Consider the following 23,878-nt stretch of genomic DNA (forward strand, 5'->3'; position numbering starts at 1 on the left):
GTGACCATATCCGAATCGGCCCGCCAAGTGGTCATCGGACGGGCCCGCAGGCGCCTGACGTGGGCGGGGTTGAATGGTCCCTCGACAGCGAACGGCCAGGGAGACCCGGCCCGACCCGACGGCGGAGGTGGTGATGACCCTGGACCACGCCGTGGTGACCCTGGACGAACGCACCGACCTGCCCAGGTCGGTGCTGGGCGCCAAGGGGCACGGGCTGGTGCGGATGGCGCGGCTCGGCCTGCCGGTGCCGCCGGCGTTCTGCCTGGCGGTGCGCTGGACGCCGGAGCTGGCCGCCGACCCCACCGGACTGCTCGACGCCGCCTGGGCGGACGTACTCGCCGCCCTGGCGCGGCTCGAGGAGCGCGCCGGCGCCACGTTCGGCGCGGGACCCGACCCGCTGCTGGTGTCGGTGCGCAGCAGCGGCGTGACGTCGATGCCCGGGATGCTCGAGACGGTGCTCGACGTGGGCATCGACGACGCGGTCGCCGAGGCGCTCGCCGCCGCGCACTCGCCCGAGTTCGCCGCCGACACCGTGGCCCGCTTCCGGCGCGGCTACCGGCGTGCCGTCCACGCCCCGCCGCCCGACGACCCGCGCGACCAGCTGCGCGGCGCCGTCGCCGCCGTCCTGACGTCGTGGTCGTCGGACCGGGTGCGGGCCTACCGCCGTCACCACCGGCTCGCCGACGCCGACCGCGCCGCCGTGCTGGTGCAGGCGATGGTCTTCGGCAACCTCGACGCGGACTCCGGCACCGGCGTGCTGTTCACCCGCAACCCGTCGACCGGGGCCCGCGAGCCGTTCGGCGAGTGGCTGTCCACCGGCCAGGGCGAGGACGTGGTGTCCGGGGCGCGCGACTGCGAGTCGCTGGACAGCCTGCGCGCCCACCTGCCGCGGGTGCACGACGAGCTGCTCGCGGCGGGCGCGCGACTCGAGGCCGACGCCGCCGACGTGCAGGACGTCGAGTTCACCGTCGAGGCGGGCAGGCTCTGGCTGCTGCAGTCGCGGGTGGCGCAGCGATCGGCCCGGGCCGCGGTGCGGCTGGCCCTCGACCTGCACGACGACGGCGCCATCGACGCCGCCGAGGTGGTGGCCCGCGTGACGCCCGCCCAGCTGCGCGCCGCGATGGCGCCCACGCTGTCCCCCGAGGCGCGTGCCGCGGCCCCGCTGCTGGCCACCGGGCTGCCCGCGAGCCCCGGCGTCGCGACCGGCCGGGTGTGCACCACCAGCGACGCCGCGGCCGACGCCGCCGACGAGGGACACGACGTCATCCTCGTCCGCCCGACCACCAGCCCCGACGACATGGCGGGCATGGTCGCCGCGCGCGGCATCGTGACCGAGGTGGGCGGCGCGACCAGCCACGCGGCGATCGTCGCCCGCGAACTCGGCCTGCCCGCGGTCGTCGGCTGCGGCCCCGGCCTCGGCGAGTGGGACGGCCGGATCGTCACCGTCGACGGCGCGGCGGGCGAGGTCCGCGAGGGCGCCCTCGAGCTGTCCGAGTGGACCGCCTCCGACACCCCCGAACTGCACCGGCTCGACGGCATCGCCCGAGGTCTGAGCCCCCTGTGCGTGCACGCCGCCGGTGCGCACCCCGTCGTGGAGGCAGACGAGGCTGCCGTCGCGGCGGCGATCGCCGCGGGCCGGGTGGACGTGGTGTCGCCCGAGCCCCTGGTTGCGACGCTGATCGCGGCCCGTCGAGGATCGACGGCATGACCGACCTCGAGGTGCTGCAGACCGTGCGACTCAAGGGGCGGGTCGCCGTCGCCGACGTGGCCGCCGCGACCGGCGCCGATCCCCAGGCGACCGTCGACCGGCTGGTCGCCGACGGGCTCCTCGTCGCCGGGCCCGCGCTGCGCCTCACCCCCGACGGCCGGACGCGGCTGGCCGAGCTGCTGGCCGCCGAGCGCGCGTCCGTGGACGCCGCGGCGGCCTCGTCCGTCTACGCGGACTTCACGCCCGTCAACGCCGACTTCAAGGCCGCGCTGTCGGAGTGGCAGCTGGGGCGAGCGGAGCGACGGGAGGAAGGACTGGGGCGGGCGGAGCGTCAGGAGGACCCGGCGCGCGACGCCGAGATCGTGGCCGCCGTCGAGGACGTGCACCGGCGCGTGGCGCCCGTCGTCGCCGCCGCGTCCGACGTCCTGCCCCGGCTGCGGCGCTACGGCGCCCGGCTCGAGGCAGCGCTGGACAAGGCCCGCGCCGGCGACCTGACCTGGCTGAGCCGGCCGCTCGTCGACTCGTATCACACGGTCTGGTTCGAACTCCACGAAGAACTCATCGGCCTGGCCGGGCGCACCCGCGACGGCGACTGACACCGGATTCGTCGATTCCGTCGATTATCGCAGTGACCTTGAAAGTGATCTTGCACGCTTGAACCACTCATGAAATGAGGAAGGTTCGGCCCGCTGCAATTCATCGCCCGCCTCGCGTGCAAGGCACCTCGTCTGATCCTCGCCGTCGCCGCGCTGCTCGCCGTCGGAGCAGCCGTCTTCGGCATCCACGTCACCAAGTCGCTGTCGGCGGCCGGCTTCCGGGACCCCGGCGCCGAGTCGTCCCGCGTGGCCGACCTGATGGCCACCCGGTTCGGCCAGGGCGACCTGCAGATGGTCTTCACCGTCGACGGCCCGGGCGGAGCGCGTAGCCCGGCCGTCCGCGCCGTCGGCCACGACGTCGCCGACCAGCTCGACTCCTATCCGTTCGTCGTCGGCGTGCAGTCGGCGTGGACGCTGCCGCCGGCGAGCGCCGATGCGCTCATCAGCTCCGACGGCTCGACCGGACTGGTGATCGTCGGCATCACGGGCGGCGGCAGCCAGTCGCAGCGCCACGCCGAGGAGCTGGCCCGCGAGTTCGCCGGTGCGCACGGCGAGGTGATAGTGACCGCGGGTGGGCCCGCGATGGCGTACGTCGAGATCAACCAGCAGTCCGAGCGGGACCTGCTGATGATGGAGGCGCTGGCGATCCCGTTCACGTTCCTGGTGCTCGTCGGCGTCTTCGGCGGACTGCTCGCCGCGTCCATCCCGCTGCTCGTCGGCATCTGGGCGATCGTGGGGTCGACCGCGCTGCTGCGGCTGCTCACGCAGGTGACCGAGGTGTCGACGTTCGCGCTGAACCTGACGATCGCGATGGGGCTGGCGCTCGCCGTCGACTACACGCTGCTGATCGTCAGCCGGTACCGCGAGGAGCGGGCCGCGGGCTCCGACGTGGACACCGCCCTGTGCCAGACGATGGCCACGGCGGGCCGCACCGTGCTGTTCTCGGCGACGACGGTGGGGCTGTCGATGGTGGCGCTGGTGCTGTTCCCGATGTACTTCCTGAAGTCGTTCGCGTACGCGGGGCTCACCGTGGTGGCGCTGACGGCGTTCGCGGCACTCGTCATCGCGCCGGCCGCGATCGTGGTGCTCGGCGATCGCATCGACTCCCTGGACCTGCGGCCGTTCGCGCGGCGGGCGATCGGCAGGCCCGCGCCGGCGCCGCACCTGAACGGGACGTTCTGGTACCGCACCGCGCGGTTCGCGACGCGGCGGTCGGTGGCCGTCGGCATCGGCGTCACCGTGCTGCTGCTGACGCTCGGTGCGCCGTTCCTGCACGTGAAGTGGGGCTTCCCCGACGAGCGGATGCTGCCGGAGACGGCGTCGGCGCGGCAGGTCGGCGATCAGCTGCGCGACGAGTTCGGCTACAACCCGGCGACCGCGATGACGATCGTCGTGCCCGACGCGAACGGTGTCGGCGGCGCCGAGATGTCGCGCTTCGCGCGCGACCTGTCGGCCACCCGCTACGTGACGTCGGTGTCGGCGCCCACGGGCACGTTCGCCGGGGGCGCGCTGCGCGGGCCGCCGTCGGCGCCCACCGGAATCGCCGACGGCAGTGCGTATCTCACCGTCGCCAGCAGCGCACCGACCGTCAGCGACGAGATGCCCAGCCCGCTCGACTGGATCCACTCCGTCATCGGGCCGGACGGCCGGGACTTCATGGTGGGCGGTATCGCGCAGGTCACCCATGACAACGCCGAGGCGATCAGCGCGCGGCTGCCGCTGGTGCTGGCGGTGATTGCCGTCATCACGTTCGCGCTGCTGTTCCTGTTGACCGGCAGTCTGCTGCTGCCCATCAAGGCGGTGGTGCTCAACGTGCTGTCGCTGACCGCGACGTTCGGGGCGCTGGTGTGGATCTTCCAGGACGGCGCGCTCGGCGCGTTGGGGACGACGGCGACGGGGTCGCTCGTCGCGCACGTGCCGGTGCTGCTGTTCTGCGTCGCGTTCGGGTTGTCGATGGACTACGAGGTGTTCCTCATCTCGCGGATCCGGGAGTACTGGCTCGAATCCGGTCGGCAGTCGAAGGCCGACAACGACGAGGCGATCGCGCTGGGGCTGTCGCGCACCGGCCGCATCGTGACGGCCGCGGCGCTGCTGATGGCGATCTCGTTCGCGGCGCTGATGGCGTCGGAGGTGTCGATCATGCGGATGTTCGGCCTCGGCCTGACGCTGGCCGTGGTGATGGACGCGACGCTGGTGCGCATGCTGCTGGTGCCGGCGTTCATGCACCTGATGGGCACGCGGAACTGGTGGGCGCCCGAGGGACTGGCGCGCTGGCACGACAGGTTCGGGTTGCGCGAGTGCGGGCGGTTGGCGCCGCCGCGTCGCGCGCTCGGGGGGAGGCACCGGTTGCCGCGAGCGTTCGCGCGCTAGTCCTGCGATTCGTGCACGCTGAGCCGCGGTGAGCGCGGTTGCGTGTGCACGAGTCGCGGTGGGCCCGGCGCCGGACCATGTGTGCTGCTGGGTGCGTCATCATTCGTTGACGTGTGGGGGTGCGGTGTGTGCGGGTGGGGTCCGGCGTCGGATGGTGTGCGCTGCTGGGTGCGTCATCATTCGTTGACGTGTGGGGGTGCGGTGGGTGCGGGTGGGGTCCGGCGTCGGATGGTGTGCGCTCCTGGGTGCGTCATCATTCGTTGACGCGTGGGGGTGCGGTGGGTGCGGGTGGGGCCTGGCGCCGGACGGTGTGCGCTCCTGGGTGCGTCATCATTCGTTGACGCGTGGGGGTGCGGTGCCTGCGGCTGCGGGCCCATCGCCGGACCATGTGCGCTCCTGGGCGCGTCATCATTCGTTGACGCGTGGGGGTGCGGTGCCTGCGGCTGCGGGCCCATCGCCGGACCATGTGCGCTCCTGGGCGCGTCATCATTCGTTGACGCGTGGGGGTGCGGTGCCTGCGGCTGCGCGCCCATCGCCGGACCATGTGCGCTCCTGGGCGCGTCATCATTCGTTGACGCTTGAGGGTGCGGTGCCTATGGGAAGCTGACGCCGTGACCGACAGGGTGCGAGTGGTGGTGGGCGACGACCACCCGATGTTCCGCGACGGCGTGGTCCGCGCGCTGACGGGCAGCGGGCTGATCGACGTGGTCGCCGAGGCCGACGACGGCGTCTCGGCGCTGCAGGCCATCCGCGATCACTCGCCCGTCGTCGCTCTGCTCGACTACCGGATGCCCGGCCTCGACGGCGCCCAGGTCGCCGCCGCCGTGGTCCGCGACAAGCTGCCCACCCGCGTGGTGCTGCTGTCCGCGCACGACGAACCGGCCATCGTCTTCAAGGCGCTGCAGGACGGCGCCGCCGGGTTCCTGCCCAAGGAGTCGAGCCGCTCCGAACTCGTCAACGCGGTCCTCGAGTGCGCCAAGGGCCGCGACGTCGTCGCTCCCAGCCTGGCCGCCGGGCTCGCCGGCGAGATCCGCAAACGCGGTGACCACGATGCGCCGACACTGAGCCCGCGCGAACGCGAGGTGCTGGTGATGATCGCCGCCGGCCGCAGCATCCCGACCATGGCCAAGGAGCTGTTCCTCGCACCCTCGACGGTCAAGACCCACGTGCAGCGGCTCTACGAGAAGCTGGGCGTGAGCGACCGGGCCGCAGCCGTCGCCGAGGCGATGCGGCGCGGACTGCTGGAGTAGCCGTGTCAGCGCAGCGCACCGGCCAGTGGAACCGGGCCCTCGGGTACTTCGCCGCGGAACCCGTTCGCGTATCGGCCTTTCTGCGGCTGCCGCTGATCGCACTGATCGCGGTGCTGGTGTGGATCTGGGACGTCGACTCCTGGCTACCCGAGGTGTACGCCACCGTGCTGGGCGCTTACGCCGTCGCCGCCGCGGTGTGGGTGGTCATCGTGCTGCGCGGACCGGTACCGCGGTGGGCCGACTGGGCGTCGACCGCGATCGACGTGCTGGTGGTCGTCGTGCTGTGCGTCGTCTCGGGCGGCGCCACCACCGCGCTGCTGCCGGTGTTCTTCCTGCTGCCCATCTCGGTGGCCTTCCAGGATCGGCCCGCGCTGACCGCCGCGCTCGGAATCACCGCTCCCATCGGCTACCTCGCGGCGTGGATCGTGTACTCCAAGCGCGACGACACGATGGGCCTGCCCGACATCGTCTACACCCAGGTCGGCTTCCTGCTGTGGCTGGCGGTCGCGGTCACCGCGCTGTGCTTCTTCCTCGCCCGCCGCCAGGCCCGCGTCGACGCGCTGCAGGAGGTGCGGCGGCAGCTGGTCGCCGAGGCGATGGCCGCCGACGAACGCCACAACCGCGAGATCGCCGAGCACCTGCACGACGGGCCGCTGCAGAACCTGCTCGCCGCGCGCATGGAGGTCGACGAGCTGCGCGAGCGATCGCCCGACCCGGCACTCGATCTGGTGTACGACGCGCTGCAGCAGACCGCGGCGAGCCTGCGGTCGACGGTCACCGAACTCCACCCGCAGGTGCTCGCCCAGCTCGGCCTCGAGGCAGGGGTGCGAGAGGTGCTGCGCCAGTTCCAGTCCCGCGGCGACCACGTGATCGAGGCCGATCTCGCCGACGTCGGCAAGCCGCCGTCGCAGGCGCTGATGCACCGGGCCGCCCGCGAGCTGCTCGCGAACGTGCACAAGCACGCCCACGCCACCCGCGTCGACGTCGGGCTGCACCGCGTGGGCGACCGCGTGGTGCTGACGGTCGCCGACGACGGCACCGGCTTCGACCCCGAGCGGATCGCCGAGAGCGTCGCCGACGGCCACATCGGCCTGGGCTCGCTGCTGGCCCGGTTCGACGCGATGGGCGGCTCGATGGACGTCGACTCGTCGGCCCGCGGCACGACCGTCACCGTCACCTCACCCGCGGAGCCACTCGCGCGGGAGATGGGCTAGCCCGCCAGTCCGCGGGCGATGACGAGTCGCTGAATCTGGTTCGTGCCCTCGAAGATCTGCGTGATCTTCGCCTCGCGCATGAACCGCTCGACGCGGTAGTCGCGGGTGTAGCCGGCGCCGCCGAACACCTGCACGGCGTCGGTGGTGACCTTCATGGCGGCGTCGGTGGCGATCAGCTTCGCGACGCTGGCCTGCGCTCCATATGGCAGGCCGCGGTCACGCCGCCGGGCGGCGTCGAGGTAGGTGGCACGCGCGCTGACCGTCGCCGCGGACATGTCGGCGAGCAGGAACCCGAGTCCCTGGTGGTCGATGATCTTGCGGCCGAACGTGGTTCGCTCGTTCGCGTACCGCGTGGCCTCGTCCAGCGCGGCCTGCGCGATGCCGACGGCGACCGCGGCGATGCCGAGGCGTCCGGCATCCAGCGCGCTGAACGCGATCTGCAGGCCCTGGCCCTCGGCGCCGATGCGGCGGTCGGCGTCGACGCGCGCGTTGTCGTAGAACGCCGACGTCGTCGGGACGGCGGCGAGGCCCATCTTCTCCTCGGGCTTGCCGAACGTCAGCCCCTCCAGGTCGCCGGGGACCAGGAAGCACGAAATGCCCTTCGAGCCCTCGCCGGTGCGCGCGAACAGCGTGTAGAAGTCGGCGATGCCGCCGTGGGTGATCCACGACTTCGACCCGTTGAGCACGTAACCGGTGTCGTCGCCCACGGCACTGCACCGCAGCGCCGCGGCGTCGGAGCCGGCCTGCGGCTCGGACAGGCTGTAGGCACCGATCCTGTTGCCCGACAGCATGTCCGGTAGCCAGCGCTGCTTCTGGTCGTCGGTGCCGAACGCCAGCAGCGGGTGCGACGACAGGCTGTGCACGCTGACGGCGACGGCGACGGCGGCCCACCGGGCGGCCAGCTCCTCGAGCACCTGCAGGTACACCTCGAACGGTTGCCCGCTGCCGCCCCACTCCTCGGGCTGCGGCAGGCTCAGCAGCCCGGCGGCGCCGAGCTGGGCGAACAGGCCCTCGGGGTAGGTCTCGGAGCGCTCGTGCTCGTCCACGATCGGATCGAGGAGCTTGTCGGCGACGTCGCGGGTGAGCGCGATGAGTTCGGCGGCCTCATCGGAGGGGAGCAGGCGGTCGACCGGCATGGTTGCATCTCCTAGTTTCCGTTGGAGGCAACTGTATCGCCGCGGCGCAGGCCTACCGCCACGGTGGTGGTGGTGCAGGGAACCAGTCGATCGTCACGGGGCGAGCAGGATGCTGCCGGTCGTCCTGCGGCCGCCGAGTTCGACGTGGGCGCGCGCCACCTCGGCGAGCGGGAAGATCGTGGCCGGGGTCTCGCCGAACACGCCGTGCCGCAGGGCGTCGAAGACCGCGGCGGAACCCTCCTCGACCAGCGCCGGAGTATTCACGTACTCGCCGGTGCTGGGCTGGACGAACCGCACGCCCGCGGCCTCCATCGACGGGACGTCGACGTCGGGATAGCCGGCGGCGCCGCCGTACAGGACGGCGGTACCGCCTCGCTTGACCAGCGGCCACGAGCGGGCGAAACCGGTGCCGCCGACGCCGTCGAACAGCACGTCGACGCCGCGGGGTCCGACGAGGTCGGCGATCGCGTCGACGGCGGCGCCCGGGGTCGGTGAGACCAGGACGGTGTCGATGCCTCCGGCACGCACGAGTGCGCGCTTGTCCTCGGACCCCACGGTGGCGATCACGTCGGCACCCATGGCCGTCAGCCAGCGGGAGAGGATGGTGCCCACGCCGCCGGCGGCAGGCCCGACCACGACGGTGTCACCGGGCTCGACCGCGACGACGAGCCGCACGAGGGCCCACGCGAGGAGTCCCTTGGTCAGCACCGCCGTAGCCGCCTCCGTGGTGACGTCGTCGGGAACCGCGACCAGTTGGTCGGCGGCGATGAGCCGCTGCTCGGCGTACGCGCCGAGATTCGTCCAGTAGGCCACCCGATCACCGACCTGCCAACCGTCGACCCCGGCACCGAGCGCCGACACCCGGCCCGCGCCCTCCAAGCCCAACACGATCGGGAAGTCGCGCAGGGGGAATGTGCCGTCCCGGAACATGGTGTCGACGAAGTTCACGCCGACGTGGTCGTGGACGAGGACGACCGCGCCCGTCCCCGGCGGCGGCAACGTCTCGTCGCCGTACTCCAGCACCTCGGGGCCACCCTGGCGGTGGATCCGGACCACGCCGCTCACGCGCTGAGACCGCCGTCGACGTTGATCGTGGCGCCGGTGATGAAACCCGCCTCCGGCCCCGCGAGGAATGCGACCAGGGCTGCGATCTCACTCGGATCGGCGAAGCGGTGCAGCGAGTTCAGTGACTTCTGCAGCTCGCCGTTGGGTCCATCGGCAGGGTTCATGTCCGTGTCGACCGCGCCGGGCTGGACGATGTTGACGGTGATGCCGCGAGCACCGAGGTCGCGCGACCACGCCCGGGTGTACGCGGCGAGCGCGGCCTTCGTGGCCACGTAGTCGCCGATGCCCGGGAACGGTGCCTGCGCCGCGCCGGTCGTCCCGATGGAGACGATGCGGCCGCCGTCGTTGAAGTTGAGGACGGCGGCGCGGGTCGTGGCCACGACGCCGACGACGTTGGTCTGCAGTTGTTCGGCGAAGACCGCGTCGTCACGCTGGGGATCGTCGATGGTCCCGGTCTTGTAGATGCCTGCGCTGTTCACGAGGACGTCGAGTGGACCGAACGTCGCGACGACCTCGTCGACGAGGCGGGCGCAGGACGCGGGGTCCGCCTGATCGGCCTGAAACGCCTGGACGCGAAAGCCCCTGTCGCGCAACGTCTCCACCAGGTCGGCCGCGACACCGGATGCGCGGGCGTAGCTGAACGCCACGGTGGCACCGTCGGCGGCGAGGCGGGCGGTGATGGCCGCGCCGATCCCCCGCGATCCTCCGGTGACCAGTGCGGTCCGTCCTTCGAGCGGCTTCGTCACGGGCATCCTTCTCGGGTCGACTGCTCGCTGCGGCCGTCGGTTCGGCGTCAGCACGTGTTTTGTAACAACGTTGATAAAACCACATCCCGACCGTCGCCGTCGGGCACGCCGCTCGACCGGGTCGAGTCAGCTGCGGGCAGACCGCGACCGCGGCCAGGCGCTGAGCGCCACGTCGGCGGCGGCTCGAAGCGCGTCGGGGTCGGCGCCGTCGCGGGCGAGCGAGGACAACCCCCGTAGGACGACGTCGACGTAGTCCGTCAGGGCGTCGACGCCGGGCTCCGCGGGTAGGTCACCGTCGTCGTGGGCCATTTGCAGCCGTTCCCGTATCGCGTCACGACCCAGCTGACGCTCGTCGATCAGGACGGGGTCGGAGATGACGAAGCACCCCCGTGGCTGCGTGGAACTTCCGTACTCGCGGATCGCGATGTCGAGGATCTTCGCGAAGACGGCGCGGGCGGTGCGTTCCCGGAGTCCCGGCGGGACGACGCGCGTCGGCGCGCCGGTGTAGGTGGCGACGGCTTCGTCGAAGAGCTGCTGCTTGCCGCCGAAGGTGTTGTAGAGACTGGGCGCCGAGATGCCCATGGCCTCGGTGAGGTCGCGGACGGTGGTCCGGTCGTAGCCGCGCTCCCAGAACAGGTGCAGGGCACGGGTCAACGCCTGCGCACGATCGAACTCGGGCGGGCGGGCCATCGAGCCATCCTACGGAGACGCCACCACCAGAGCCGCCATCACGAGCGCGATCCCCGCCGCCTCGGCGAGCGTCGGCCGCTGCGCGAGCGCGACGGCACCGACGATCGCGGCCGTCGCGGGCAGCAGCGCCAGCAGCAGTGCGAATCGCGACCGGCCGATCCGTCGCAGCACCACCTGGTCGAGGCCGTACGGCACCGCCGTCGACAGCAGGCCGACCGCGGCGCCGAACGCCCAGGTGCGCGGATCGGTGAACACGGACGCATCGGAGGCGAGCTGCCCGGCCAGCAGCGGGCCGGCGAGCACCACGGCCGCGAACGCCATGCCGACGGCCAGCGAGTCGAGCCCCGCCCCCGCGTCGGCGACCCGCTTGCCGAGCAGGATGTAGCCGGCCCACAGCCCCGCCGCCAGCAGGGCGAAGCCGACGCCCGCCAGATCGGCGCCCGCCTGCACGCCCGCGCACAGCGCCACGCCCGCGGCGGCGAGCAGCACGGCGAGCAGGTCGCGGAACCGCCGCGAGCCCAGCGCCGCCACTGCCACCGGACCGATGAACTCGATGGCCACGGCCGTACCCAGGGGGATGCGCGCGATCGACTCGAAGAACGCGACGTTCATGCCGACGGTGACGACGCCGAAGCCGCCGGCGACGGCGATCGACCGCCGTGTCCACCGCATCCGCCACGGCCGTCGCCAGGCGAGCAGCGCCACCGCAGCCGCCGCCGCGCGCAGCCACGCCACGGCCGCCGGATCGGTGGTCTCGAAGAGGAAGACCCCGACGGCCGCGCCGACGTACTGCGACACCGCGCCGACGACGAAGAACAGCGGCACCGACCACGCGGGGACGCGGGTCATGGGGCTACAGCGCGGCGTTGATCGCGTCCACGCGGTCCTTGGCGTCGCCGAACAGCATCTGCGTGTTCTCGCGGAAGAACAGCGGGTTCTGCACGCCCGCATAGCCGGACGCCATGGAGCGCTTGAACACGATGACGTTGTCGGCGTTCCAGACGGTGAGCACGGGCATGCCGGCGATCGGGCTGCTGGGGTCCTCCGACGCCGCCGGGTTCACGGTGTCGTTGGCGCCGATGACCAGGACGACCGACGTGCCGTCGAAGTCGTCGTTGATCTCGTCCATCTCGAGCACGATGTCGTAGGGCACCTTCGCCTCGGCGAGCAGCACGTTCATGTGGCCGGGCAGGCGGCCGGCGACGGGGTGGATGCCGAAGCGGACGTCGACGCCGCGCTCGCGCAGCTTGCGGGTCAGGTCGGCGACGCCGTACTGGGCCTGCGCCACGGCCATGCCGTAGCCGGGCGTGATGATGACCGAACTCGCCGAGGTCAGCAGTTCGGCCGCACCCTCGGCGGTGATCTCGCGGTGCTCGCCGTAGTCCTTGTCCTCGGCAGGCCCGGCCTCGATGCCGAAGCCGCCGGCGATCACCGAGATGAACGACCGGTTCATGGCCTTGCACATGATGTAGGACAGGTAGGCACCGGAGGAGCCGACGAGCGCGCCGGTCACGATCAGCAGGTCGTTGGACAGCAGGAAGCCCGACGCCGCGGCGGCCCAGCCCGAGTAGCTGTTGAGCATCGACACCACGACGGGCATGTCGCCGCCGCCGATCGACGCCACCAGGTGCCAGCCGAGCAGCAGCGCCAGCACGGTGACGGCGATGAGCAGCCACAGCTGCGGCGTGATCACGAACCACACGGTGAGTGCGACGAACAGGACCAGCGCGCCGACGTTCAGGAAGTTCTTGCCCGGCAGCATCAGCGGCGTCGACTTGATGCGCGCCGAGAGCTTGAGGTTCGCGACGATCGACCCGGTGAACGTCACCGCACCGATGAACACGCCGATGAAGACCTCGGCGGAGTGGATGCCGAGCAGGCCCTGGCCGTCGAGGACGGCGGCCTCGGTGCCGGCGAGGTCGTGCTCGACGTGCAGGTAGCCGTTCCAGCCGACGAGCACCGCGGCGAGGCCGACGAAGCTGTGCAGCAACGCGATCAGCTCTGGCATGCCGGTCATCTCGACGACGCGGGCACGCCACAGGCCGATCGCGGCGCCGATCACCATGGCCACGGCCAGCAGGCCCAGGCCCAGCGGTTCGATGTGCCGGCTGATGGCGAGCGCGACGGTGGCGACGAGCGCGACCGTCATGCCCGCGATGCCGAACGAGTTGCCGGCGCGCGACGTCTCGTGCTTGGACAGGCCGGCCAGGGCCAGGATGAACAGCAGGGCCGCGACGACGTACGCCGCGGTGGCAGTGGTCTCTAGGGTGAACATGCGATCCGTTCCGGTCTCGGGAAGGGCTTGGCGGAGTGGCTGGGTGGCGTCAGCTGCGCGAGAACATCGCGAGCATGCGGCGCGTCACCGCGAAGCCGCCGAAGACGTTGATGCTGGCGAGCAGGATCGCGACGGCGGCCAACCCCGTGACGACGGCGTCGCCGTGCCCGATCTGGAGCAGGGCGCCGACGACGATGATCCCGGAGATCGCGTTGGTCACCGACATGAGCGGCGTGTGCAGCGCGTGGTGCACGTGCCCGATCACGTAGTAGCCGATGACGATCGCCAGCGCGAAGACCGTGAGGTGTACCTGCAGCGCGGCCGGGGACAGCGCGATCAGCAGGAACAGCACCGCGGCGGCGGCGAACGTGATGCCCAGCCGGCGGCCCGCGGTCATGGGCTCCTTGGCGGGCTTCGCCTGGACCGGCGCGGCCGCGGCTGCGGCCGCCGGGGCGGCGGACACCTGCACCGGCGGTGGCGGCCACGTGGTCTCGCCGTCGCGCACGACGGTCACCGACCGCTGCACGACGTCATCGAAGTCGAGGGCGAGCCTGCCGTCCTTCTCGGGGGTGAGGAGCTTGAGCAGGTTGACCAGGTTGGTGCCGTACAGCTGCGACGCCGTGGCGGGTAGCCGTCCGGCGAGGTCGGTGTAGCCGATGATCGTCACGCCGTTGTCGGTGACGATCGACTGGTCCTTCACCGTGCCCTCGACGTTGCCGCCGTTGGCCGCGGCCATGTCGACGATGACGCTGCCCGGCTTCATCGACGCGACCATCTCGGCGGTGATGATGCGGGGTGCGGGCCGGCCGGGGATCAGCGCGGTGGTGATGATGATGTCGACGTCGCCCGCCTGCTCGGCGTACAGCGCGGCCTCGCGGGCCTTGTAGTCGTCGCCCATCTCCTTGGCGTAGCCGGTGGCCGACACCTCGGCGGCCTCCTTGTCGACGTACAGGTACTCCCCGCCGAGCGACTTGACCTGATCGGCGACCTCGGGCCGCGGGTCGGTGGCGCGCACGATGGCGCCCATGCTGCCGGCAGCGCCGATGGCGGCCAGCCCGGCGACGCCCGCGCCGACCACCAGCACCTTGGCCGGCGGGACCTTGCCCGCCGCGGTGACCTGGCCGGTGAAGAACCGGCCGAACGCGTGCGCGGACTCGACGACGGCGCGGTAGCCGGCGATGTTCGCCATCGACGACAGCACGTCCAGCGACTGCGCGCGGGAGATGCGGGGGACGGCGTCCATCGCCAGGACCGTGATGGGCCGCGCGGACAACTTCTCGACGAGTTCCGGGTTGAGCGCCGGCGAGATGAGGCCGACCAGCGTCGCGTGGTCGGCGAGCGCGGCGATCTCGGCGTCGTTGGGTGCGTTGACCTTGAGGACGACGTCGGCCGTCCACGGGTCGGCGATACCGGCGCCTGCCTCGACGTACGCGGCATCGGCGAAGCTGGAGGCGTCGCCGGCGCCGGACTCTACGACGACGGAGTATCCCAGCTTGATGAGCTGTCCGACGGTCTGCGGCGTGGCGGCGACACGCGTCTCACCCGCGTGAGACTCGCGGGGAATCCCGATCTGCATCCGAAGAGTCTCGCATTTGCTCACCGGCGACGCGTACACCCCTCCGGTCGGTGAGCGGTGTGCTTAGGGGCGGTGAACGGCGGGTGCGGCGGGGTGAACGGCCCTCGGTGGCCTACAGCCAGTCGCGGCGCTTGAACGTCACGTACAGCAGCGAGACCAGCAGCACGATGATCAGGCTGCTCACGACGAACCCGTGCACCGTCTCGAGGCCCGGGTACTGGACGTTCTGGCCGTAGAAGCCGGTGACCGCCGTGGGGACGGCGATGATGGCCGCCCAGCCGGTCAGCTTCTTCATCACGACGTTGAGGCGCGCGTCCTGCAGCGAGAGGTTGGTCTCGAACACCGTCGTCACCATGTCGCGCAGCGACTCCGTCCACTCCGAGGCGCGCAGCACGTGGTCGTACAGGTCGGAGTAGAGCGGATCCAGCTCCGGCGAGGTCTTCGCGTCGAGGCGGCGGTGCTGGATGGCGCTGACCACCTCGCGCATGGGCAGCACGACGCGCCGCAGTTCGACCAGGTCCTTGCGCAGCCGAAAGGTCCTGCGCTGCAACTCACGTGAGGGCCCCGACTCGGCGAACAGCTCGTCCTCGAGCGCCTCGATGGCGTCGTCGAGCTGCTGCACCGCCTCGAAGTGCCCGTCGACCACGACGTCCAGCAGACCGTGCACCAGCGCACCGACGCCGTGATCCTGGCCGCCGAGTTCGTCGAACCGCTGCGACACGGCGTCCATGTCGACGTCGTCGGTGCCGTCCGGCGGTGGCAGTCGGACGGTGATCAGGCCCCGCGGCAGCACGAAGGCCGAGATGCGGTGCTTGACGAGCATCGACGTGGTGTCGTCCACCGGGGCCACCGCGTCGACGGCGTAGACCGTGAAGAACGTGTGGGTGGGGTAGACGGTGGCCTTCGCGCGTTCCTTCGGCGCCGTCGCGTCCTCGACCGCCCACACGTTGAGGCCCAGTTCCGCCGCGAGGTCGTCGAGCGCCGCCTGGTCGGGGTCGTAGACGTCGGCCCACACCAGCGCACCCTCGTCGTCGAGGCAGTTCGAGATCTCGTGGAAGGAGAAGCCCTCCTGCGGCCGGCCGCCGTGCCACACCCGACCTCGCACCTCCGTCACGCCACCATCATGCTCCCCCCACTGATCTCGATTCGGCCGCGGAACCGCAACGACATGGACCGAGGTGCTGTGTCCGGGCGCGACGAGGCGGACGATCCATGCATGAGCCTGGTGGTCGAACGTGGCAAGACCCGCTGTCCCAGCTGCGTCGCATTCGCCGACTATTCGTTCGTCGAATGTGGCCCGGACACGATCGAGTACGAGGTGCGCTGCGGACAGTGCGGCGAGGTCTACCGCGAGGTGACCTCGACCCAACTGCTGCCGCTGTTCACCGACGCCGAGATCTACTCGTACACGCCGTACAGCGAGCGCGTCCGCGCCCAGCCGTGGCTGCTCGTGGTGGCGGCGGGCCGGCGCGCCCGGGTGTTGGCGGTCGAGGCCGCCACGGCGGCGCGCGGCGCACTGGGCGACGCACGGGACGCCCTGGGCGAGCTGCCCAGGCGCCTACCCCAGTCCCCGCTGCGCGAACTCGAGGCCGGACCGGGCGCGGCACCCGCAGTCTGACGACGATCCCGCAGCGGCCGAAACCGTTCGGCCACTGCGGGATTCACGTCAGAGCTTGCTGCGCAGCTCCTTGAGCGTGCGCTCCAGGATGCGCGACACGTGCATCTGCGAGACGCCGATCCGCTCGGCGATCTGGCTCTGCGTCATCGAGTCGAAGAACCTCAAATACAGGATCGTCCGCTCGCGTTCGGGCAGCGCGGCGATGAGCGGCCGCACCGACTCCTGGTCGGTGATGCGGGCGAACGCCGGATCCGGCCCACCGACCGTGTCCTGCAGCATGCGGGCGTCGCCGTCGTCTCCGCCGCCGACCGGCGCATCGATCGAGTGCGTGCGGTAGGCCGCCGACGCGACGAGGCTCTCGACGACGTCCTGGCGGTCGATCTCCAGGTACTCCGCCAACTCGCTCGGCGTCGGCGCACGTCCCAGTGACTGGGTCATGTCGGACATGGCCCGCGTGAGCTGGACGTGGCGGTCCTTGAGCCGACGGGGGACGTGCATCGCCCACCCGTGGTCGCGGAAGTGGCGTCGGACCTCGCCCATCATGGTCGGCACCGCGAAGGACAGGAAGCCTGCGCCCTTCTCGGGGTCGAACCGCTTGACGGCGTTGACCAGACCCAGGCGTGCGATCTGGGTGAGGTCTTCGAGGTCCTCGCCACGCCTGTCGTAGTGCCGGGCGATGTGCTCGGCCAGCGGCAGGCAGCGGGTGACGATGGCGTCGCGCTGGCGGCGGTACGCCGGCGAGTCCTCGTCGAGGCCGCCGAGCACCTCGAACATGCCGATGACGTCGCCGTACTCGTCATTGCCCGAAGGACGTTCGGCGGCGGCACGGGTGGGCCGCTGGTCCTCGAGGGTGTGGATGTGGGTGACCGCGATGGATGTCTCCGCGGTGTCCACGGCTTCGAGTTCGATGGTCATGACAGCCCCCCGACGACGTCGGTGGTGGCGGTCTTGGCGGTGATGCGGATGTGCTTGTGCATGGGCGGACCCTCACGAGTGTCCTGAATGCAGCCTGATGGAGCGCTCGGCTACATCAATCCGTCAGTAACGGAACCGGCAATCTGCCGTAGTCGCGTGTCGATGACGGGCGCCAGACCTCGCAGGGGACTCTATGAGGTGCTCGCCTCGCAGGAGACTCTACGAGGTAGGCGCTGCCGGACCATCGGGCGCGGCGTGCGTTGTCCGCTTCTCACTAAACGGCGAAGTGTCCAGGAGGACTCGTCCCACGATACGCCTCGGGCCCCGATAGGCATAGCCCCCGTGTTACCGGCAGGTTTACTTCCCTGAGCAGGGGGCATTGATTTCCTCGACGCTGTAGCCCGACGGCGAGGACATTCTTTCCGCGAAAGGCCAACGTGACCACTGCGATCTCCAATCCGGTCGAACTCGTCCCCGCCGATGTGTATCGGCCTCAGGAGGACTCCCAACTGCTCGTCGACGTCATGGAACGGCACGCGCCGCCCGCCGGTCTGCGCGTCGCCGATCTGTGTACCGGTAGCGGGTTCGTGGCAATCTCCGCGGCGTTGCGCGGGGCCGCCTCGGTGACGGCCTTCGACCTGTCCCATCAGGCGGTGCGCACGGCCCGGGCCAACGCCGTCGCCGCCGACGTCGAGGTCGACGTCCACCTGGGCCACTGGGCGCGTGCCGCCGAGTTCACGCCGTTCGACCTCGTGCTCAGCAACCCGCCGTACGTGCCGGTCGACGACGAGGAGGCCGCCTCGGAGCACCTGCCCGAGTCGGCGGGACCATCACTGGCGTTCGACGCGGGCCCCGACGGCCGCCTGGTGCTCGACCCGCTGTGCGAGCACGCCCCGAAGCTGCTCGCCCCCGGCGGCACGTTGCTGGTCGTGCACTCCGAGTTCGCCGACATCGACCGGACCGTCGAATGCCTGCGGGCTGCCGGTCTCCGCTCAGAAGTCGTGACGGGGCAACGCATCCCGTTCGGACCGGTCATGACGGCCCGTGCCGAATGGCTGGAGCGCACCGGTCGTCTGGAGCGTGGCCGCCGCATCGAGCGGATCGCGGTCGTGGCCGCGGTCAAGCCGTGACCGACGAACCTCGCGTGGTGCGCATCGGCCGGACCGGGCCGATGCTGGTGCAGGGGCCGGTGCGCATCGAGACCGACGACGGCGAGGTGGTCGAGTCCGACCGCTTCATGGTTGCGATCTGCACGTGCAAGCGCAGCAAGATCTATCCACTGTGCGATACCAGTCACCGAAAGCGCCTGCGCAACAAGGCACAGTAGACACAAACGCCACGGTCGACGACGAATCCTCTCGGACTCCGTCGTCGACCGTGGCGTTCGTGCGTGTCAGTCGTCGAGTGGGCGCCGCAGCGACGTCTGGCCCGCGGTCCACGACGCCACCATGTGATCGGCGAGGCGGTCCTCGACGAACTCGAAGGCGCGCATGCCGAAGACGACGTCGTCCTCGAGGTCGGGTTCTCGCGCCACCAGATCGCCCACCACGTCGGTCCGCACGATCTGCTCGTGAACGGCGTCGGCCTCGACGTGCTCGGCGTAGAAGCGGATGGCTTCGGCTGGCGCGCCCAGTCTTTCGAGTGCGCTGACCATCCGCTGCGAGCCGGACGGCGAGGTGATCTCCGTGGCCGCGAAGTGTCCGATCGTCGATCCGCGCAGCGCGCGGTGCAGACCGAACATCGACATCAGGTTGACCGCCACCAGTGACTCCGCCACCGCGTAGTCCAGGTAGCCGAGGTACGAGTCGTCCAGGCCCACCGCGGCGAGCAGATCGGCGAACAGCTGCTGGTGCACCTCGGTGGGGCGGCCACCGCCGAACTCGTCGAACTCGACGGCGACGAACGCCGCCTTCGCCCGGCCACGCAGACGCGGGATCGCCCACGCGTGCGGGTCGCCCTCCTTCAGGTGGTAGATCGAGCGGTGCACGAAGTACTCCTGCATGTGCTCCCAGGTGCCCTCGCTGCCCAGGAACCAGGTGGGGCCGTTGCCGGTGGTCGGCTCGAGCGACAGGCGTGCCATCTCGGCATCGGCGGTGTCGTCGGCGTCGATGGCGCCCACGTCGCGGCGCAGGGCCGCCAGAAAGGCGTCCTCCATGCGGCCGCGCAGGTGCAGCAGGCCGGCGTTCCACTCCCAGCGGGAGTCGACGCCGGCGAAGCCCTGGTAGTGCAGTTCGTAGCAGACGGCCAGCGCCAACTGCAGGTCCAGGCCGTACGGGTCGGCGTCGCCGAGCGAGGTCTCGATGCGCTGCAGGTGCCCGTGCGGGGCGCGCTCGGCGACCAGATCGATCACGGTCGACGACAGGGGCCCGCGGGCGCTGGGCAGGCGCGGTTGCGTGGTCGGTTGAGCAAGTGTCACCTTCCGGTACTACCCGGGCCGGTCCTCCCAAAACCCCGCGGAGAGCGACTAAAAATCGCCACGAGTGCAGGTCTACGCCTTTTCCGGTGCATCGGATTGGATACCGAGGTGCCCGTGACACCGCCTGCCGACCCCTGCTGTCGCTGACCGCGTTCCCGTCCAGCCCCAGCTCCAGAAAGTCGCAGGTAGGCAGTGTCCGTCTTCGTCGACATCACCCCCGACGAGTCTCGTCTCGACTCGCCGGGCGGATCCGCGTCGTCCCGACGCCGCGGCAGGTCGCTCCTGACCAAGGCCGTGCTGCCCCTGCTGTCGGTGGTCGTGTTCGGTGGCGTGTGGCAGCTCGTCGCCGCCAGCGGCATCTGGAATCAGACCTTCGTGCCCTTCCCGAGCACGGTGTGGAGGGCCTTCATCGACGTCTCCACCACGCACGACGGCATCCGCGGTTACGCGGGCTACCTGCTGTGGGAGCACCTCTACATGACGATCCGGCGGGTGCTCGCCGGTGTCGTGATCGGTGTCGTGCTCGGCGTGCTGCTGGGCCTGGTCATGGGGTCGGTCGGCTGGGTGCGCAGCGTGCTCGAGCCGTGGCTGACGTTCCTGCGCGCCCTGCCGCCGCTGGCGTACTTCTTCCTGCTGGTGATCTGGCTCGGCATCGACGAGGCGCCGAAGATCACGCTGCTGGCCCTGGCTGCGCTGCCGCCCGCAGCGGTCGCCACCACCGCGGCAGTCGTCTCCGCGCCGGTCGGCCTGCAGGAGGCGGCCCGCGCGCTCGGCGCCACCCGCATCCAGGTGATCCGCGACGTCGTGATCCCGTCCGCGCTGCCCGAGACGTTCACCGGCATCCGCCTGGCCGTGGGCATGGCCTACTCGTCGGTGGTCGCCGCCGAGCTGTTCAACGGTCTCCCCGGCGTCGGCGGTCTGGTCAAGGACGCGAGCAACTACAACAACACCCCGGTCGTCCTCGTCGGCATCTTCGCCATCGGGTTCTCGGGACTGATCATCGACGGTCTACTCCGCGCCGCTGAACGGCGGGCCGTTCCCTGGAGAGGAAAGATATGAAGTTCAAAGCCCTACTGGCAGTGGCCGTCAGCGCTCTCGCGCTGGCCGGCTGCGCGGTGGACAACTCGGGCAGCGATTCCGAGAAGGAGACCATCCGGATCGGCTACCAGTCCTTCCCGAGTGGCGACCTGATCGTCAAGAACAACAAGTGGCTCGAAGAGGCGCTGCCGAACTACAACGTCAAGTGGATCAAGTTCGACTCCGGCGCCGATGTCAACACCGCGTTCATCGCCAAGGAACTCGACTTCGGCGCGCTGGGCTCGAGTCCCGTCGCCCGCGGCCTGTCCGCGCCGCTCAACATCCCTTACAAGGTGGCGTTCGTGCTGGACGTCGCCGGCGACAACGAGGCGCTGGTGGTGCGCAACGAGTCGGGGGTCAACGCGATTCCCGAACTGCGCGGCAAGCGCATCGCGACCCCGTTCGCGTCCACCGCGCACTACAGTCTGCTGGCAGCGCTGGCCCAGAACGGGCTGTCCGCCAACGACGTTCAGCTCGTCGACCTGCAGCCGCAGGCCATCCTCGCCGCGTGGGACCGCGGTGACATCGACGCCGCCTACACCTGGCTGCCGACGCTCAACGATCTGCGCAAGACCGGGAAGGACCTGATCACCAGCCGCCAGCTCGCGCAGGACGGCAAGCCGACGCTCGATCTCGGTGCGGTGCGCACCGAGTTCGCCGACGCCCACCCCGACGTCGTCGACGCATGGCGTCAGCAGGAGGCCCGCGCCCTCGACGTGATCTCCGGTGACCCGGCCGCGGCCGCCAAGGCCATCGCCGCCGAGGTGGGTCTGACCCCCGAGGACCTCGCCGGTCAGCTGAAGCAGGGCGTCTACCTGACCCCCGCCGAGGTGGCCTCGCCGGAATGGCTCGGATCCGAGGGCAAGCCCGGCAACATCGCCGCCAACCTGGAGAGTGCCTCGAAGTTCCTCGCCGAGCAGAAGCAGATCCCGGAAGCAGCGCCGCTCAAGACCTTCCAGGACGCCATCTACACCGAGGGTCTGCCCGATGCCCTCAAGCAGTGAGGCGGTCAGCACGCAGCGCGGCGGTCTGAGGATCGCGGGCGTCGAGCACCGCTACGGCGAGGGCCGGGACCAGGTGACCGCTCTCGGCCCCGTCGACCTCGACGTCGAACCGGGCGCGTTCCTGGTGTTGGTCGGCGCGTCCGGCTGCGGCAAGAGCACGCTGCTGCGCCTGATCGCCGGCTTCGAGGAGCCGTCGTCGGGGGAGGTGAAGATCTCCGGCGGCGCACCCACGCCCGGCGTGACGTCCGGCGTGGTCTTCCAGCAGCCGCGGCTGTTCCCGTGGCGCACGGTCGCCGGCAACGTGGACCTGGCGCTGAAGTACGCGGGGGTGCCGCGCGAGCGCCGCACCGAGCGGCGCGACCAGCTGCTGCAGCGCGTCGGCCTCGAGGGCACGGCGGGCCGCAAGATCTGGGAGATCAGCGGTGGCCAGCAGCAGCGCGTCGCGATCGCCCGCGCACTCGCCGCGGAGACGCCGCTGTTCCTGCTCGACGAGCCCTTCGCGGCGCTCGACGCGCTCACGCGCGAGCGGCTGCAGGAGGACGTCCGCCAGGTGAGCGCCGAGACGGGCCGTACGACGGTGTTCGTGACGCACAGCGCCGACGAGGCGGCGTTCCTCGGGTCGCGGATCGTGGTGCTGACCCGGCGTCCCGGCCAGGTGGCGCTGGACCTCCCGGTGGACCTGCCCCGCACGGGCGTCGATCCGGACGAGCTACGGCGCTCGCCGGAGTACACGCGCCTGCGCGCCGAGGTCGGGCGTGCGGTGAAGGCCGCGGCAGCCTGACCCGTCGGCGCGTGGATCATGGGATGTGTGCACATCCTGGGACGACGATGACCGACACCACGTTCGCGACCCGCACGGGTGACCTGCCGGGGTACCTGGCGGTGCCCGACGGGCCGGGGCCGTGGCCCGGGGTGGTGGTCATCCACGACGTGGGCGGCCTCACCGACGACATCCGTCGGCACGCCGACCGCCTGGCGACCGCCGGCTTCCTCGCCGCCGCACCGAACCTGTACCGCGGCAACGCCATCCGCTGCGTGGTCGGCATGATGCGCTCGCTGAAGACGGGCGTCGGTCCGGCGGTCGACGACGTCGAGGCCGTCCGCGACCTGATCGCCGCGGACCCGAGGTGCACCGGCCGGATGGGGGCGGTCGGCTTCTGCATCGGCGGCGGCATGTGCCTGGTGCTCGCACCGCGCGGATCGTTCGACGCGACCGCGCCCAACTACGGCAACTGGCCCGCCGACGTCGACTCGCTGCGCCGGGCGTGCCCCGTCGTCGCCAGCTACGGCGCCGACGACCCCACGCTGAAGGGGGCGGCGGCCAGGTTGTCCGCGCTACTCGAGGACGCCGGCGTCCCGCACGACGTCGAGGAGTATCCGGGGGTGGGCCACTCGTTCATGAACGACTGGCGCAACGCCCCACTGCGACTGCGCATCTTCGAGATGCTGCCCGGCTTCCGCTACTCCGAGGCCGCGAGCGACGACGCCTGGCGTCGGATCACCGAGTTCTTCGGCGCGCACCTCTCGGACGCTCGGCGATGAGGGTCGTGGCGATCCACACCGCGAAGGGGCGGCGATTACCCGTGCGGGCGGTCGAATCGGTGGTGGCGGAGGAGGGTCGCGGGCTGGTCGGCGACCGTTATCACGGGACGAAGCACCGCCACGTCACCATTCAGTCGCGCGAGATGCTGGACCGTGCGGCGGCCGACCTGGGCCGCGAGATCGACAGCGGCGGCACGCGCCGCAACGTGACGGTGGATGCCGGCGAGATCCCGACCAAGCCGGGCACGCGGATCATGATCGGTGACGTCGAGTTGGAAGTGGTGCGGGTGTCGGCACCGTGCCGACTGCTCGACGACGACATGGGTCGCGGGGCAGCCGCGGCGCTGAGCCGCCGGGCGGGATCGGTGTGCCAACTGCTGTCGTCGGGGACGATCAGCGTCGGCGACGAGGTGACGGTGGCGGCTGCGGATCAGACCGGCGGGTAGGCCGGGGGCGGGTAGACGCCGCGCAGGCCCCAGGGGAGGAACTGGAAGAAGTACTCGATCTCGTCACTCGCGTCGTAATCCGGATTCGGATCCATCAATGCCTCCCAGCAACGGCCTCGGTCACCGGAAGTCTAGACCTCCGGCAGGTGCCGCGGGTACCCGATTTGGACCTGTGAATAAACTAGCGGCCAACCAGTTGATTGGCCCCCGGTCACCACCCCGGCCTACCTATAG

At 71.0% G+C, this 23,878-nt stretch carries 24 protein-coding genes; 13 read left to right on the plus strand and 11 right to left on the minus strand.

The genetic code is table 11. The features are described 5' to 3' along the window. Window positions 1-151: 151 nt before the first annotated feature. From AC1MEY_RS24575 to AC1MEY_RS24595, 5 genes are all read left to right on the plus strand, one after another. Window positions 152-1,708, plus strand: coding sequence for a pyruvate, phosphate dikinase (locus AC1MEY_RS24575; protein ID WP_480231653.1), 1,557 nt, complete (start codon window positions 152-154; stop codon window positions 1,706-1,708). Further along, window positions 1,705-2,304 carry a MarR family transcriptional regulator gene (locus tag AC1MEY_RS24580; RefSeq protein WP_480227968.1) on the plus strand — a complete coding sequence of 200 codons (600 nt, stop codon included), beginning with the start codon at window positions 1,705-1,707 and terminating at the stop codon, window positions 2,302-2,304. The genes AC1MEY_RS24575 and AC1MEY_RS24580 overlap by 4 nt, the downstream gene beginning before the upstream one ends. 246 nt (window positions 2,305-2,550) lie before the next feature. Continuing rightward, window positions 2,551-4,674, plus strand: a complete 2,124-nt coding sequence (locus AC1MEY_RS24585) for an MMPL family transporter (RefSeq protein WP_480227969.1) — start codon at window positions 2,551-2,553, stop codon at window positions 4,672-4,674. 653 nt (window positions 4,675-5,327) lie between these two features. Beyond that, complete coding sequence (locus AC1MEY_RS24590) at window positions 5,328-5,924, plus strand: response regulator (RefSeq protein WP_480231654.1); 597 nt, start codon at window positions 5,328-5,330, stop codon at window positions 5,922-5,924. 2 nt (window positions 5,925-5,926) lie between these two features. Continuing rightward, a complete protein-coding gene (locus AC1MEY_RS24595; RefSeq protein ID WP_480227970.1) occupies window positions 5,927-7,138 on the plus strand; it encodes a sensor histidine kinase in 1,212 nt (403 codons plus the stop codon). On the opposite strand, the gene AC1MEY_RS24600 is transcribed toward AC1MEY_RS24595, so the two are convergent. The 8 genes from AC1MEY_RS24600 to AC1MEY_RS24635 form a co-directional block, all read right to left on the minus strand. Then, the gene (locus AC1MEY_RS24600) at window positions 7,135-8,274 is read right to left on the minus strand and encodes an acyl-CoA dehydrogenase family protein (RefSeq protein WP_480227971.1); all 1,140 of its coding nucleotides are present in this window, start codon (window positions 8,272-8,274) and stop codon (window positions 7,135-7,137) included. The two genes, AC1MEY_RS24595 and AC1MEY_RS24600, sit on opposite strands and share 4 nt — an antisense overlap. A gap of 93 nt (window positions 8,275-8,367) precedes the next feature. Then, window positions 8,368-9,339: a zinc-binding dehydrogenase gene (locus AC1MEY_RS24605; RefSeq protein WP_480227972.1), complete on the minus strand. Its 972-nt coding sequence runs from the start codon at window positions 9,337-9,339 to the stop codon at window positions 8,368-8,370. Then, window positions 9,336-10,085, minus strand: coding sequence for an SDR family NAD(P)-dependent oxidoreductase (locus AC1MEY_RS24610; protein ID WP_480227973.1), 750 nt, complete (start codon window positions 10,083-10,085; stop codon window positions 9,336-9,338). Before AC1MEY_RS24610 ends, AC1MEY_RS24605 begins: the two co-directional genes overlap by 4 nt. A gap of 126 nt (window positions 10,086-10,211) precedes the next feature. Beyond that, window positions 10,212-10,775 carry a TetR/AcrR family transcriptional regulator gene (locus tag AC1MEY_RS24615; RefSeq protein WP_480227974.1) on the minus strand — a complete coding sequence of 188 codons (564 nt, stop codon included), beginning with the start codon at window positions 10,773-10,775 and terminating at the stop codon, window positions 10,212-10,214. A 9-nt stretch (window positions 10,776-10,784) separates the two neighbouring features. Continuing rightward, window positions 10,785-11,624, minus strand: a complete 840-nt coding sequence (locus AC1MEY_RS24620; protein ID WP_480227975.1) for an EamA family transporter — start codon at window positions 11,622-11,624, stop codon at window positions 10,785-10,787. Between the two features lie 4 nt (window positions 11,625-11,628). After that, window positions 11,629-13,050 carry a Re/Si-specific NAD(P)(+) transhydrogenase subunit beta gene (gene pntB, locus AC1MEY_RS24625; protein ID WP_480227976.1) on the minus strand — a complete coding sequence of 474 codons (1,422 nt, stop codon included), beginning with the start codon at window positions 13,048-13,050 and terminating at the stop codon, window positions 11,629-11,631. A 49-nt stretch (window positions 13,051-13,099) separates the two neighbouring features. Further along, entirely contained in the window at window positions 13,100-14,626 is a 1,527-nt protein-coding gene (locus tag AC1MEY_RS24630) for a Re/Si-specific NAD(P)(+) transhydrogenase subunit alpha (protein WP_480227977.1), read from the minus strand. 112 nt (window positions 14,627-14,738) lie between these two features. Continuing rightward, on the minus strand, window positions 14,739-15,740 hold the full coding sequence (locus AC1MEY_RS24635) for a magnesium transporter CorA family protein (protein WP_480227978.1): 1,002 nt from the start codon (window positions 15,738-15,740) through the stop codon (window positions 14,739-14,741). Between the two features lie 102 nt (window positions 15,741-15,842). On the opposite strand from AC1MEY_RS24635, the gene AC1MEY_RS24640 reads away from it, so the two are divergent. Beyond that, a complete protein-coding gene (locus AC1MEY_RS24640) occupies window positions 15,843-16,244 on the plus strand; it encodes a hypothetical protein (RefSeq protein WP_480227979.1) in 402 nt (133 codons plus the stop codon). Between the two features lie 48 nt (window positions 16,245-16,292). Here AC1MEY_RS24640 and AC1MEY_RS24645 read toward each other — a convergent pair whose 3' ends face one another. Then, window positions 16,293-17,018, minus strand: a complete 726-nt coding sequence (locus AC1MEY_RS24645; RefSeq protein ID WP_480231655.1) for a SigB/SigF/SigG family RNA polymerase sigma factor — start codon at window positions 17,016-17,018, stop codon at window positions 16,293-16,295. Window positions 17,019-17,596: 578 nt separating this feature from the next. Between AC1MEY_RS24645 and AC1MEY_RS24650 the strand changes: the two genes are divergently transcribed. Together AC1MEY_RS24650 and AC1MEY_RS24655 are read left to right on the plus strand one after the other, a co-directional pair. Then, entirely contained in the window at window positions 17,597-18,289 is a 693-nt protein-coding gene (locus AC1MEY_RS24650; RefSeq protein ID WP_480227980.1) for a HemK2/MTQ2 family protein methyltransferase, read from the plus strand. Between the two features lie 41 nt (window positions 18,290-18,330). Continuing rightward, the gene (locus tag AC1MEY_RS24655; RefSeq protein ID WP_480231656.1) at window positions 18,331-18,486 is read left to right on the plus strand and encodes a CDGSH iron-sulfur domain-containing protein; all 156 of its coding nucleotides are present in this window, start codon (window positions 18,331-18,333) and stop codon (window positions 18,484-18,486) included. Window positions 18,487-18,552: 66 nt separating this feature from the next. On the opposite strand, the gene AC1MEY_RS24660 is transcribed toward AC1MEY_RS24655, so the two are convergent. Next, entirely contained in the window at window positions 18,553-19,575 is a 1,023-nt protein-coding gene (locus AC1MEY_RS24660) for an iron-containing redox enzyme family protein (protein WP_480227981.1), read from the minus strand. 192 nt (window positions 19,576-19,767) lie between these two features. Between AC1MEY_RS24660 and AC1MEY_RS24665 the strand changes: the two genes are divergently transcribed. Genes AC1MEY_RS24665 through AC1MEY_RS24685 form a run of 5 tightly spaced genes read left to right on the plus strand, consistent with a single transcriptional unit; the run spans window position 19,768 to window position 23,644 of the window. Further along, entirely contained in the window at window positions 19,768-20,634 is an 867-nt protein-coding gene (locus tag AC1MEY_RS24665) for an ABC transporter permease (protein WP_480227982.1), read from the plus strand. Beyond that, window positions 20,631-21,656: a taurine ABC transporter substrate-binding protein gene (locus AC1MEY_RS24670; RefSeq protein WP_480227983.1), complete on the plus strand. Its 1,026-nt coding sequence runs from the start codon at window positions 20,631-20,633 to the stop codon at window positions 21,654-21,656. Before AC1MEY_RS24665 ends, AC1MEY_RS24670 begins: the two co-directional genes overlap by 4 nt. Beyond that, window positions 21,640-22,437: an ABC transporter ATP-binding protein gene (locus AC1MEY_RS24675; protein WP_480227984.1), complete on the plus strand. Its 798-nt coding sequence runs from the start codon at window positions 21,640-21,642 to the stop codon at window positions 22,435-22,437. Before AC1MEY_RS24670 ends, AC1MEY_RS24675 begins: the two co-directional genes overlap by 17 nt. A 47-nt stretch (window positions 22,438-22,484) precedes the next feature. Further along, the gene (locus AC1MEY_RS24680) at window positions 22,485-23,198 is read left to right on the plus strand and encodes a dienelactone hydrolase family protein (RefSeq protein ID WP_480227985.1); all 714 of its coding nucleotides are present in this window, start codon (window positions 22,485-22,487) and stop codon (window positions 23,196-23,198) included. Then, window positions 23,195-23,644 carry an MOSC domain-containing protein gene (locus AC1MEY_RS24685; protein WP_480227986.1) on the plus strand — a complete coding sequence of 150 codons (450 nt, stop codon included), beginning with the start codon at window positions 23,195-23,197 and terminating at the stop codon, window positions 23,642-23,644. The genes AC1MEY_RS24680 and AC1MEY_RS24685 overlap by 4 nt, the downstream gene beginning before the upstream one ends. On the opposite strand, the gene AC1MEY_RS24690 is transcribed toward AC1MEY_RS24685, so the two are convergent. Continuing rightward, window positions 23,629-23,742: a hypothetical protein gene (locus tag AC1MEY_RS24690; protein ID WP_174266930.1), complete on the minus strand. Its 114-nt coding sequence runs from the start codon at window positions 23,740-23,742 to the stop codon at window positions 23,629-23,631. The two genes, AC1MEY_RS24685 and AC1MEY_RS24690, sit on opposite strands and share 16 nt — an antisense overlap. Window positions 23,743-23,878 lie beyond the last annotated feature (136 nt).

Source organism: Mycobacterium sp. PTI7, assembly GCF_056679845.1.